This is a genomic window from Helicobacter pullorum NCTC 12824 (assembly GCF_017979475.1).
Taxonomy (GTDB): Bacteria; Campylobacterota; Campylobacteria; order Campylobacterales; family Helicobacteraceae; genus Helicobacter_D; species Helicobacter_D pullorum.
Genome location: NZ_JAERIT010000002.1, coordinates 156,957 through 170,463 on the forward strand (window position 1 = coordinate 156,957; position 13,507 = coordinate 170,463).

The following is a 13,507-nucleotide window of genomic DNA, read 5'->3' on the forward strand; positions in this document are numbered from 1 at the left end:
CCCTTAGTCCTTAATTACCGAATCGTGTATCATTTCTTCTTCTGCATTTCTTACTACCTTATCTGCATCCATCCAAGAAACTTCATAAATTTTCTCGATACTTCGATAAGTAGCTCCAAAAAATGCAATAGGCAAACAAAGAAGGAAAACCCACAAAGGAACACTATGGAGTGCTTCGCTCATATAGCCAATCTCATAGTTCAAATAACACACCATCACACTTGCATAAAACATAAATCCTAAAAAGATAGAATTTAGGATATGTGTTCCCAATACACATGCTTTTGCCAATGGTGGTGGAAACTTCTCAATCAACATTGTAACAGAAATATGCACACCTTTTCTAAACCCATAAGCCGCACCAAAAAATGCAGACCACAAAAAACAATACCTAGCGACTTCTTCTGCCCAAGTTAATGAACCAATTTCAGGAAAGAAGCCCGCAATATAACGCACACAAACATTAATAGCAGTAATCACGATTCCAAACACCAATCCTAATACAGCTACATTTTTATTAATCCCTGCAATAATCATATCTAAAATCTCAAAAAAGCGATTAATACCGGGACTCTTATGTGCATACAAAAAAGGTTTTTGAATCATCAATAATAAATTCCGCAAATTTTACCCTTTATTACTTAGTATTCATTGTTTTTTCGATTAAATCTTTACCCACCAAGTCATAAAACTTCGGATAAATCGCATACATCACATCTTGCCATTGTTTCTTTTGATCTTCTGTAAGTGTGAAAATTTGAGTGCCTGTTTTATCATCTGCTTTAAGCTTATCAAGCAACATTTTTTCTTCTTTTGCACTCTCTTCTCTCTCATAAATAGTTGCCTCTTTCATAGCAACCATAAACTTTTCTTGCAAATCTTTTGGTAATTCATTCCAAAATTTTTCACTTGCAACGACCAAATACCCTAAATATCCATGATTAGACATCGTAATAGAACTTTGCACTTCATAAAATTTAGAATTATAGAGATTTGAAAGTGGATTTTCTGCTGCATCAACTACACCTGTTTGAAGCGCTGAATACACTTCGCCAAAAGGCAAAACTTGTGGAATTGCTTTGATTGCTTTTGTTTGCTCTTCTAACACTTTAGAGCTCATGATACGCATTTTCTGACCTTCTGCATCGCTAGGCAAAATAATAGGCTTTTTATTAGTGCTAAATTGCTTAAATCCTGCATCCCAATAGTCTAATGCCACATAACCTTTATTAGTAATAACATCTTTTAAAATTTGCCCAACTTCTCCATCCATTACTTTATGTAAATGCTCGGTATCACGGAAAATAAAAGGAATATCCCACAAATTAAATTCTTTTGCAAATGGAGTAAATTTTGAAAAACTCGGTGCGGCTAACTGCACATTGTTACGCTTTAACTCTTGAAACACTTTATCATCATCCACCAATTGTGCCGAAGGGAAAACATGCACCACAATCTTACCATTTGTCAATTCATTAACTCTTTTTGCAAAAAAGTCTGCTGCTTTCCCTTTTGGTGTATTTGCACTCACTACATGAGCAAATTTCACTTCATAAACTTTATTAGAATCAGCTTGGGAAGTTTCTGTTTTTTCACCTCCACAACCAACAAAACCTAAAATCGCCAAAGCTAAAATCACTAAACTTTGTTTCATTTTTTCTCCTTATAAAATACTAACTCAAAAACTTTATGCTAGTCGTTATAATTTTACAAACTTTTTTTGAAATTTCATTCTACTTCTATTTTGATTACCAAAGATTATCCCATTAAAGATTACTTTTTGAAACACTTTAGAAGGTTTTGATACCATATAACACCTTATAAAATTTGCTATTCAAATAATTATCCAAAAATTAAACAGCTTTCATATTTTACAAACTCAAATAATTTTAAAACATTAAGAAACTTTGATTATTAGCTCTATTTGAAGAAACAATAATATCTATGAGTAGCCCATCATTACACCATTACCCACTTATTAACCTACCCATAATACTATACGCCATTGTTATTTATTATCTTTCAAGTATTACCTAAATGCTTTTAGGTAATACTCTATAATAATACAACTCTTGATATTCTCTAATACACACATTGCATATTTATTCTAATGCTAAGTGTCTATTCTATATTTATTCATAGCCTCTTCTCCACCTCCTATATCTTAATACTTTAGAATCTTAAAAATACAATTCAATTTAATCTTAGAAATATCATTCAATTATTTAAAAGCATTGAATCTCTTTTAAGATTCTAAAAAGATTCAAAGTTTAAATGTTTATTTTGTATTAGAGTTTATAAAATAATCAAACAAGAATAAAAAAGTTTTTATTGCATTGTTTTATTTTGAATCTTTTTAAAATCTCTTCAATATTTTGATTAGTGTCTATTTAGCTTAGGATTAACCTAAGCTAATAGAATTAATTAATAAGTAATCGCCATACAAGGATTATTTGTCTTAGCATTATCACTTACAATACATAATCTACCTCTTTCTTTACCATCTTCTACAATGGCTTCTTGTTTTTCTTGTGCTGGGAGGATTAGTATTGCTTCTTTAGAGGCTAAGTCTGCTATTTTTTGCACTTCATTTGGTGGAGTAAAACGATTATTGTTATCTCCATTGCCTTGTGTATCTTCAAAGTTATCTAAACTGCCTATGTTGATTGTAAAATTTAGAGGACTTAGAGATTCTTTAGCAAAGATTGTATAGTTAGTATCCATCTTAAAAGAATCCTTGATTAATCCTTGAAGAGATTCTAAATTTGTCTTAGCTATTTGCTCTAAGTTTAAAAGTTCATTGTATTGTTCTTCTAATAGTTTTTTTAGGCTTTCTTGCTCTAAAGGCGGTAAGCCTCCACTTTGATAAAGCTCTTTGTTTTGATTATAGGTATTGAGTTTATCTCTATAATCTTTTAAGAAGGCTAAATTGATATCCTTGTTTTGTTTTAATGCTTCTATGAAATTAGAGAATTTAAGATTAATTGTTAAGTCTTGGTTTAATGCTCCATAGATATTATCATTGACTTTATAATAATCTCCAAATAATTCTTTAATATCATTTTCTCCATCTAAGAAAGAAACTAAGAAATCTAAAGATTGTCTAATAGATTCTAAATCATCTTCTCCTAATAAATCAAAGATTAGATTGTTTTCTCCTAAAATAGAATCTAAGATACCTTTATTATAATCCTCTGCAATAGGAATGTAGTTGTTAGTAACTAGAGTAGAATCTAGAGTGGGGATTTGTATAGAATCATTGGGATTACTAGAATCACTTCCAGCACCTCCACCCGGATTGCTAGGGTCATTTGGATTGTTAGAGCCTACCAGACTATCTAAGTCTTGTTGTAGTTTGTCTGTGTTGATGAAAGAGTAGTAACCTGTGGTGTCATCAATATTAATTTTGAAGTACTCTTTTGAATCATTTGGATCTTTGATAATTTGGTTGTAGGTTGGATCAAAGGTTATGGAATTACCTTCATAATCTTTTAGTTCTACATTTTCAAAGATATTGTTGCCTGTGATGGCGGTTTGGAAATCTTTGATTCCTTGTGTAGAATCTGTGTAAGTGTGGAGGTTGATTTTGCCGCCATTAGAATTGTAATCATTGGAATCAGAACTGGCATTAGCTAGACTTCCATCTTTATAATAAATATGGACATTGGAGAAAGTTGACTCAAAGAGTGGATCATTTTTTTCATTAGTTCCTTCATCAAGTAGATTTCCATAGAATTTACCTATATATTTATTAGAATTACCTGTGGATGTAATCACAGAATCAGAGTCGAAATAAAGGTAGATATTAGAAAAGTTATCAGCACCATTTATAGTTTCAATCCACCCAATAAATCCTCCAACTCCCCCGTAATCTTTCCCATTAGAATCAGAAAGATAAGCAGATAAATCTCCAATACCATTTAGGATAATATTATGAAAAGTATTTTGACCAGGTGAAAATCCAGCAAAACCACCTAACCATGATGGAAAACCGCCTGTTATTGCAATATTGACATCGTTTAAGACGATATTAGAAAAGATTGCACTACCTACTCTACCAGCAAATCCACCTGTCCAAGAGATATTGCCAGTTCCATTAACTTTTATATTAACACCATTTAAAACAACATTAGAAGCGGTTGAAGTTACAAAATCCCAAGCAAATCCTCCAACCTCACCACTAGTTTCTATACTTATATCATTTAATACAATATTAGAAACTGTTGACCCCTCTGATATTTGCATAGCAAATCCACCCCCAAACTCACCTTTCAAACCATGAACATTATTCAAAGTGATATTGGTAAAAGAGCCAGACGATTGCCCACTCACAAATCCACCTATCATACTACCTGTTAAATTATCAATATCATTTAAAGTGATATTAGAAAAAACATGATATGACATATTTGCATTTCCAACAAAACCACCTACGGACCCACTACCTGTCAAATCATGGATTTTTTCTAAAGAAATGTTAGAAAAAGTGTTATAATCACTTCTATAATAATCTAAATCTCCTATAAATCCACCTACATCACCGCCCGTTAAACTACCGACATTATTTAAGGTGATATTGCTAAAATTTGAATAATCTCCTGCAGTTCCAGCAAATCCACCTATAACACCGCCTTTCAAATCATGGATATTTTCTAAGGCAATATTAGAAAAGGTGCTATTATCTGAATACCCTACAAATCCACCTATATAAGTACTTAAAGCATGGTTTATAGTAGTATCAATAGCAGTGGCGGTAATTTCCACATTATCAACACTTAAATTGCTAATAGTTCCACCACTAGTTTGACCAAAGATACCTGCAAAAGTTATGTTACTTAAATCACCTGTAGTATATTTAGCATCAATATCAATATCTACATTACTTATTGTATGCCCATTTCCAATAAAGTTGGCAGCAAAGGCATTAGAAACATAATTTGGGTGAGTAGTAGAAAAATAACCACTTACCCCTCCCACAACCATCGAATCACTATAATCATTATCCCCATTAAAATCCGCATAATTCCCGCTAAAGCTTAATTGAGTTCCATCAATAAGTGAAATTTTCTCATTTTTACCAAAGTCAATATCGCTTAACAATACAAAATCATCAATCAAATCTCTTATTTGATTTTTCCCTTCATTCCAACCTTTTGCAAAATAATACCAATCCCTTAAAGACTCTGCATTATTGCCTTTTTCTTTTCCAATCGTTGCAATACCTTTAAAGTCCTTTATGGAAATAGCACTAGTAATTCCATTATAATTTTGTGTTTCAATATTAAAATTCTCATACCCATAAAGATTTGTTGTAGAGATTTGAATACTAGCTTTATCTTCAATACTTGTAATAACCTTTCCTTTAATGTATTGAGCCCTCATATCAAGTTCATTGCCAATTAAGGTTATAGAATTATTTTGGGTATTTCCATTTTGATTGATGAGTTTTGCACTCTCTGCAAATACCACTTCATTCCCAATCAATGTAATTCCATTATTGGCTTTAATTGTTCCTAGATTAACAATATTCCCCTTATTAGGTTTAAAAACAGGAGAGAAAGATTCTACTAATGTGTTTTGATTGTTAAACAAATCTAAATCTTTTTGATCTATAGGAGAAGTAGAAGCAATAAATTTATTAGCATTAATACTAGCTTCTTTACCTACTAAGACTCCACTAGGATTAACCAAATAGATATTATGCTTTCCTCCATTTAATGTTCCTAGAATCTTTGAAGCTTGATTAGAATAATCAAGATTTAAAAAAGAAGCTGGATTCTTATGACTTGTATCAAAATTAACAACTTCACCTTTATTGATATTAAATCCACCTCCCCAAGCAATCACATGATTTTTATTATTTCCTGTGATATTCATAGTATTACCATTAATAGTAGTAATACTTCCACTTCCTATAGTGAATTTACCTCCACTAGGTAAAGCCACTAGACTTTGAGATAAAACTATAGAAGCTACAATAGATATACTTATTTTACTAAGGGTTGGTTTAGAAACTAAAAGATTGGATTGATTCTTTGAATCTTTTAGATTCTTAGAAAGACTTGGATTCTTTTTTTGTAGTTTAGAGGTTTTTAAAGAGAGGTTATTAATTAAAGGCTTATTTGCCCCCCCCCCCCCATACTATAACAGAATTAGGATTGTTTGACATTTTATCTCCTTTATAAGATATTTAAATTTACAAACAAAGAAAAACATTTTTAAAAGAAATTTTAAAAGAGATTCTTTGATTTATAAATTCATAAAAGATATTATACTACTAAATTGAGATAAAGTTGATAAAATAAAAATAAAATAATTACAATAAAAAGATAGGGTAGTTTTAGAAGATGCCAGTGTAAAAACACTGACATTAGTATTATTTGTAGTTTTGGATTGCTTTATCCAAAATAGCTTTTGCACTTTCTAAGTCTTGAAATTCTTTCACTTTTACCCATTTATTTGGCTCTAACATTTTATAAGTTTCAAAGAAATTTTTGATTCTATCTAATGTAATTTGTGGCAAATCCGCTAGAGACTTGATATTATCATATCTCGGATCAATTTTAGAAATAGGCACAGCAATAAGCTTCTCATCAAGCCCGCTCTCATCTTCCATTATCAAAACCCCAATCAATCTTGCCTTAATCACACTTCCAGCTTGCAAAGGATACTCGTTTAATACCAACACATCAGCAGGGTCACCATCATCACTTAATGTATTTGGGACAAACCCATAATTTGCAGGATAAAACATTGCACTATACATTACCCTATCGACGACGACCGCCCCACTCTCTTTGTCAATTTCATATTTAATATTACTTCCATAAGGAATCTCAATAACCACATTTAGTTTGCTAGGATTCTCACCTACTTCAATTTTTGATAAATTCATAATTCTTTCCTTTTTATTGATTTAAAATTGCATACCCTTGCAATTGTCTATCTACAATTTCTCTTGGGGCATTTTTCACTTGCTCTACACCTTCAATCAAGGATTCTTTGCTGATTTTTGCTCGTCGCATTGCCCCACTACAAGCTACAACTCTAACATTTGGGAGTTTCACCAAAGCAGCAATTTCTTTTCTTATTTTATCTGATGAAGTGCTATTTTTACCAAAAAGCAGCACAGAATCTCCGCCCATCACAAGCTCAATATCACCCACTTCATCATCTTTTAAACTTTTTTGGATTGCTTGCACTTGCAACTTTGCAGTTTCCCATTGACTTTTTTCTACGAGAGAAATCACGACATTAATGGGCTTCACACCTTCTTTTCCAAATACTTGTGAAGTTCCTACAATCATCAAAAAAGCAACCAAATACCATTTTATTTTATTCTGCATAAAACACCTTAGATTCTACTCTTAATAAATGCTTCCATTTCTGTTACGATTTCTTCTATTGTTCTTTCGCCATTAATTTTGTGCAAAATTCCTTTAGCACTATAAAACTCTTGAATCTCCGCTAAAGGCTCCAAATATACTTTCATGCGATTGTTGAATACCTCTACATTATCATCAGCTCCCCTAGCTCTACCAAGCACTCTATCACACGCTACTTTTTCACTCACTTCTACTTCAATAACATTTGCCAAAGTAATATTGTTTGTTCCTTTTAAGATTTTATCCAACTCCAGCATTTGCTCCACGCTTCTAGGATAGCCATCGATAATTACAATATCTTTAGGTGCATTAGAGATCGCATCAACAATCGTTTGCACTACAATTTCAAGCGGGACAAGATTTCCTTTGCTTGTATAACTATCAATCAATTTTCCTTTTTCACTTCCACTTGCCACTTCAGCCCTTAGAAGTTCTCCAGTAGAATAATGCACGATACTTTCTGTATTATTTTTACTAATAATCTCCGCATCAGTTGTTTTCCCGCTACCGGGTGCTCCAATAACTAAAAATAATTTTTTCATATTTCTCCTTATTTTTTGGTTTCTCTTACTCTAATATGCAATTCTCTTAACTGCTCTTCACCTGCAGGGCTTGGTGCGTCTGTAAGAGGACAAGTTGCTTTTTGGGTTTTGGGGAATGCAATCACATCGCGAATAGAATGTGCATTGCAAAGCAACATAATAATCCTATCCAATCCAAATGCGATTCCTCCATGTGGAGGAGCACCAAACTGCAACGCTTCAAGCAAGAAGCTAAATTTATCTTTTGCTTCTTCTTGAGTGATTCCCAAAAGTTCAAAAACTTTACTTTGAATCTCTTGCTTATGAATTCTAATGCTTCCCCCACCGATTTCAAAACCATTCAACACCACATCATATGCCACAGAATTAATCTCTTCAATATCCTCAACTTCTAAATCTCTTGGCATCGTAAAGGGGTGATGAAGTGCTGAAATACTACCATCATCATTGCGTTCAAACATAGGAAAATCTACAACCCACAAAAATTTATAAACACTTTCATTGATCATTCCCATATCATTTGCAATCTTTTGACGCAATCTACCCATATAGTCCCAAACAACCTTTTTCGCCCCTGCTCCAAAAAACACAATATCACCGACACTTGCTCCTACTCTCTCAAGCAAGGTTTTGAGATTCTGCTCACTAATAAATTTGACCAAAGGACCTTTGATTTCATTTTCTTTAATTTGCAAATATGCCAAACCTTTAGCACCAAACTTCCTTACAAACTCTTCTGCTTCTCCCAAAGTCTTACGACTAAAGAAACTATCTCCACCTTTCACACAAAGTGCTTTAAAGCGATTTTTCTTAGAATCTTTTGCAATAGAAGCAAAAATTTCATTACTAGAATCCACAAACAAATCAGAAACTTCTACAAGCGGCAAATCATAACGCAAATCTGGCTTATCACTTCCATAAGTTTCCATTACTTCTTTATAAGTATAATGTGGAAATGGAGTTTGCACCTCTATCCCGCAAGCACCAAAAATAGATTTCAACACAGATTCTGCCACACCCATTACATCTTTTTGTTCTACAAAACTCATTTCAATATCAATCTGTGTAAATTCGGGCTGCCTATCAAGCCTCAAATCTTCATCTCTAAAACACTTTGCAATTTGAAAATATTTATCAAACCCGCTTACCATCAAAAGCTGTTTAAAAAGTTGCGGACTTTGTGGAAGTGCATAAAACTCACCATGATGCACACGACTTGGCACCAAATAATCTCTTGCTCCCTCTGGTGTAGCTTTAGTCAAGATTGGAGTTTCAATCTCCAAAAAGCCTAAATTACTCAAAGTATTACGAACAGCCTGTGCTACTTTGCTTCGTGTGATAAAAATTTCTTGCAAACGCGGATTGCGTAAATCCAAATAACGATACTTAAGCCTTACATCTTCGCCCACACTCTCATCACCAACAGCAATAGGCGGAGTTAAGCTTTTATTTTCAATACTCAATTCACTTACCAAAACTTCAATTTTTCCTGTTTTTAATTTTGGATTCTCTAAGCCCTCGCCTCTTTTTCTTACCTTTCCTTTAGCAATCAAAACATATTCATCTCTTACTTCACTAGCAATTTTATGAGATTGCTCAAAATCTTTTGGATCAAAAACAAGCTGGACTAATCCGCTTCTATCTCTTAGATCAATAAAAACAATTCCACCATGATCCCTATAAGTATTGCACCAACCACATAATTTTACTTCTCTACCAATATCTTTTTCATCTAAATCTGCACAATAATGGCTTCTCAAAACACTTACTCCTAAGAAATTTGTTTAGCAAAGTGAAGATTTTATCAAAAAAAAATACAAGAAATGATTAAATAGAAAAATAATTTTCAATTGATGAAAAGAGGAATAATTTTTGCTTGATGCAAAACAAAATAGTTTAGCTATAAAAGGAAATTTATGAGAATAGGAACAAACTCAAGCTACACAATGATGCAATATTATCAAGGAAAGACACAAGCGGGATTAAATAATATTCTAGCTCAAATGAATGGTTTGAAAATTCAATTTGGCTATCAAGATACAAGTATTTTTAACAAAACTCTTGAATTAGATTATAATATCACCACACTCACTCAAAGCAAAGAATTAGCAAATAATGCCTTAACTTTCACCAAACACACCGACACCGCTCTAAGCGAACTTGCATCAAGCATGGACAATTTTAAAAGCAAACTAGTCCAAGGTGCAAATGATATTCACTCTGAAACCTCTCGTCTTGCAATTGCCCAAGACCTCAAATCTATCCGAGATCATTTTTTATCAATTGCCAATACTTCTATCGGCGGAGAATTTATTTTTGGAGGAACTGCGACAACCACTAAGCCCTTCAATTCTGATGGCAGTTACAATGGTAATAACGCAACACTTAATGCCTTGCTTAGTTCCAACAACTCCCTAGCCTATAATATCACTGGCTATGAATTATTTTTTGGCTCAGACAATGATACAAATCGTGTTATTTCAACCAATATCCCAAAATTTAACCAAAGTGCTTTAAACCCTCAAATTATGGACCCAGACCACCCAACAGGGAATAGTGAGGAAGTTTATATTACTGCAGAAGATACTTTGCGTGATTTAGTGGGGGATAATGATTCTGATCCTTCTAATAACGATCCAGAAGTTTTTTATATCACAGGAAGAAGACCCGATGGGACTGCTTTTAAATCCAAATTTGAAATGGGAGTAGCTTACACCGATGAAGATCAATCCGCAACCGTGCAAGATTTATTAGATAGAATCGGCAAGGAATTTGGCAACACAGAAACAAGTAAAGTTGTAGATGTTACACTTAATGAATGGGGAGAGATTGAAATAAAAGACCTCACAGGCGGACGCTCTAATATTGAATTTTATATGGTATCAAGTAGCTACCAAGACCCAAATAACCCCGATGGAGTAGGAGTTTCTGACATTGATACACTATTAAATAGCGGAGCAAAAGTCAATACCTATGTGCAAAGCCCTTATTTGGGAAGTTTTTCTAATTCACAAATCACTTCTGTTGAAGATTACAATGATCATAGAATCCACACTATCCCAACAACCTTTAGAAATAGCAACAATGAAATCGCCAAAACCTCTACGCTTTTGAGTGATATTTTTCCAGAAGGTGTTACACAACTCAATTTAAGTGGTATCTCTGCAAATGATGCGGACAACAATCCAACAAATACCAATGTTAATAGCACTTTTACAATTACTCCGACCTCAACTATTCAAGATTTAATGGATTCTATTGAAAATATGTATAATGCCCAACCGGGTGCAAATGTAGAAGTAGAATTTTCCAATGGAAAAATCACAATCATTGATAATAATGTCTCCAAAAAAACTCCACCAGATCAAGCACAAGATACATTACCCTATATCGGTGAAAGCTCACTTAGTCTTACTATCACCGCACAAGATGCTGGAGGCAACAATGTCAATGGATTCCGCAATGATTACAGCGTAGAATACGATAGAGTGGGCTTTAGCAAAAATGGCTCGACACTTTCTTCGAATGTTTCTCAAGTTATCCGCGATACCAACGAGTATGCGACAATGGATACCAAACTTTCGCAAGTCGCAGGCGTTGGGCTTGATGGGCATACTTATAATTTTGAAGTAAAAGATGTCAATGGGACTCCAATTAGTGGAAGAATCGAATTTAGAGATACAGGAAGTGTAATGATTATTGATTCCCCTGCAACCATTAATGGGGTTGATATTGATGGGATTGAAATACCAATCTTAAATCCTAATGGAAATCCCCCACAAGTAGCAAGTGAAGCAACGCCAGCAGATGATGTTACTTATCAACAACTAGCTGATACACTAGGAATGGTGCTAAATCTTTCAAACACTAATCCAGCTGATTTACAAAATGTATTTGATCCAGCAGGTGCAAATTTCGATGATCCAGCTATCAAGCTTTCTTATGAAACAATGATTAGCAATTCCAAAAACAATGTTTCTATTTCACTAGATGTTAATGGACAAATGCAAGTTAAAGATTTAAATCGCACTCCAACTAGAATGGAGTTTATGCTCTATGATAGCGAAAGTAGTAATTTTGCTCTTGATGCTAATGGCAGAGTAAATACCACAGGACATCCAGCACTTACTTTTCAAGCTAATAATGCCATTGTAGCAGATGATCCTCATGTCAATTTTTTCCAACAAATTGATACAATTATCCAAGCTTTAGAAGATGGCACTTATCGTCCCGGTGGCACTGATGAATATGATGATAGCATGAGGAATCCCGGAATCCAAAATGCTCTTTTGGTATTTGATCATTTAGCAGACCATATCAACAAAGCCCACACCAAAAATGGGGCACAGGGAAATGCGTTTGAATACTCTATCGAACGCACAGAAGTTTTGATTGTCCAAGCCAAAACATTGCGTTCAGATACTATTGATACAGATTTTGCAGAGGCGTATTTACAATTCTCAACCCTCTCACTCAACTACCAAGCTATGCTTTCCTCAATCGGCAAAGTCTCTCAACTCTCTTTGGTTAATTACCTCTAAGGCGATTAACCAAATACTTTGCCATTTTAAAACAAACTTCCTATATCTTTGAATGAAAATAACTCATAAGTTTTTTGCGTAGCAATTCTCCCTCTAGCTGTGCGTTCCAAAAAACCATTTATTAGCAAATAAGGCTCAATCACATCTTCGATTGTCCCCTCATCTTCACTCATAGCAGCCGCTAAAGTGCTAAGCCCAATAGGTCTTCCACGACTTTCACAAATAATTTTTAAGAATCTTAAATCCAATTCATCAAACCCATATTCATTGACACCAAGCTCATTAAGAGCATATTGCGTGCGTTCTTTTGTGATAATCCCTTCTTCTGCCACTTCTGCAAAATCTCTGACACGCTTTAAAAGACGCAAAGCGATTCTAGGTGTTCCACGAGAGCGTTTAGCAATCTCTAAAGCCCCATCACTAGAGCATTCTTTTTGGAGTTTAATCGCTGCAATTTGCACGATTCTTGCCAACTCTTCTTTTTCATAAAATTGCATTCTAAATTGCATTCCAAATCTATCCCTCAAGGGATTGCTAATCATTCCAGCCCTTGTAGTTGCCCCTATAAGCGTGAATCTAGGTAAATCAATTTTTACAGTTTGTGCCGCAGGACCACTTCCGATGATAATATCCAATCTAAAATCTTCCATTGCAGGATATAAAATCTCTTCAATAGCGGGAGATAACCTATGAATCTCATCAATAAACAAAATCTCCCCTTCACTAAGATTTGTAAGAATCGCTGCTAAATCACCGGCTTTTTCAATCATAGGTGCTGCTGTAACTTTAATTGGTGCATTCATTTCCCCACTAATAATATGTGCCAATGTCGTTTTGCCTAATCCCGGAGGTCCAAAAAGCAAAATATGATCGAGTGTATCATTGCGTTTTTTAGCTGCATTAATAAATACTTGCAAATTCTTTTTGAGTTTCTCTTGACCTATATAATCAGACCAATTATTAGGGCGTAATCTAACTTCCTCATCACCTTCTAATGCTATTTTTTCTATTTCTACAATTCTTTCCAAATCCCTATCCC

At 33.9% G+C, this 13,507-nt stretch carries 9 protein-coding genes; 1 reads left to right on the forward strand and 8 read right to left on the reverse strand.

Features of this window, described 5'->3' with window-relative positions:
• Positions 1 to 3: 3 nt before the first annotated feature.
• From JJQ98_RS02200 to aspS, 7 genes are all read right to left on the reverse strand, one after another.
• Entirely contained in the window at positions 4 to 606 is a 603-nt protein-coding gene (locus tag JJQ98_RS02200; protein WP_005020655.1) for a TRAP transporter small permease, read from the reverse strand.
• Positions 607 to 637: 31 nt separating this feature from the next.
• Positions 638 to 1,654 (reverse strand): DctP family TRAP transporter solute-binding subunit, encoded by a 1,017-nt coding sequence (locus tag JJQ98_RS02205; RefSeq protein ID WP_054194748.1) that lies wholly within the window; start codon positions 1,652 to 1,654, stop codon positions 638 to 640.
• A gap of 770 nt (positions 1,655 to 2,424) precedes the next feature.
• The gene (locus JJQ98_RS02210) at positions 2,425 to 5,946 is read right to left on the reverse strand and encodes a filamentous hemagglutinin N-terminal domain-containing protein (protein ID WP_170252201.1); all 3,522 of its coding nucleotides are present in this window, start codon (positions 5,944 to 5,946) and stop codon (positions 2,425 to 2,427) included.
• A 430-nt stretch (positions 5,947 to 6,376) separates the two neighbouring features.
• The gene (gene ppa, locus JJQ98_RS02215) at positions 6,377 to 6,895 is read right to left on the reverse strand and encodes an inorganic diphosphatase (protein ID WP_005020652.1); all 519 of its coding nucleotides are present in this window, start codon (positions 6,893 to 6,895) and stop codon (positions 6,377 to 6,379) included.
• Between the two features lie 13 nt (positions 6,896 to 6,908).
• Positions 6,909 to 7,346: a DsrE family protein gene (locus JJQ98_RS02220; protein ID WP_065826496.1), complete on the reverse strand. Its 438-nt coding sequence runs from the start codon at positions 7,344 to 7,346 to the stop codon at positions 6,909 to 6,911.
• Between the two features lie 8 nt (positions 7,347 to 7,354).
• Positions 7,355 to 7,927, reverse strand: a complete 573-nt coding sequence (locus JJQ98_RS02225; protein WP_151104697.1) for an adenylate kinase — start codon at positions 7,925 to 7,927, stop codon at positions 7,355 to 7,357.
• 8 nt (positions 7,928 to 7,935) lie between these two features.
• Positions 7,936 to 9,687 carry an aspartate--tRNA ligase gene (gene aspS / locus JJQ98_RS02230; protein ID WP_065828769.1) on the reverse strand — a complete coding sequence of 584 codons (1,752 nt, stop codon included), beginning with the start codon at positions 9,685 to 9,687 and terminating at the stop codon, positions 7,936 to 7,938.
• A 156-nt stretch (positions 9,688 to 9,843) separates the two neighbouring features.
• Here aspS and flgL point away from each other — a divergent pair, with 156 nt between their 5' ends.
• A complete protein-coding gene (gene flgL / locus JJQ98_RS02235; protein WP_151104698.1) occupies positions 9,844 to 12,468 on the forward strand; it encodes a flagellar hook-associated protein FlgL in 2,625 nt (874 codons plus the stop codon).
• A gap of 26 nt (positions 12,469 to 12,494) precedes the next feature.
• On the opposite strand, the gene ruvB is transcribed toward flgL, so the two are convergent.
• Complete coding sequence (ruvB, locus tag JJQ98_RS02240) at positions 12,495 to 13,496, reverse strand: Holliday junction branch migration DNA helicase RuvB (protein WP_005020647.1); 1,002 nt, start codon at positions 13,494 to 13,496, stop codon at positions 12,495 to 12,497.
• Positions 13,497 to 13,507: the final 11 nt, after the last annotated feature.

Excerpts from the sequence above, each read along its gene's own strand:
- JJQ98_RS02200 (WP_005020655.1), bottom strand. The coding sequence starts at position 606 with ATGATTCAAAAACCTTTTTTGTATGCACATAAGAGTCCCGGTATTAAT.
- JJQ98_RS02205 (WP_054194748.1), bottom strand. The coding sequence starts at position 1,654 with ATGAAACAAAGTTTAGTGATTTTAGCTTTGGCGATTTTAGGTTTTGTT.
- ppa (WP_005020652.1), bottom strand. The coding sequence starts at position 6,895 with ATGAATTTATCAAAAATTGAAGTAGGTGAGAATCCTAGCAAACTAAAT.
- JJQ98_RS02220 (WP_065826496.1), bottom strand. The coding sequence starts at position 7,346 with ATGCAGAATAAAATAAAATGGTATTTGGTTGCTTTTTTGATGATTGTA.
- JJQ98_RS02225 (WP_151104697.1), bottom strand. The coding sequence starts at position 7,927 with ATGAAAAAATTATTTTTAGTTATTGGAGCACCCGGTAGCGGGAAAACA.
- flgL (WP_151104698.1), top strand. The coding sequence starts at position 9,844 with ATGAGAATAGGAACAAACTCAAGCTACACAATGATGCAATATTATCAA.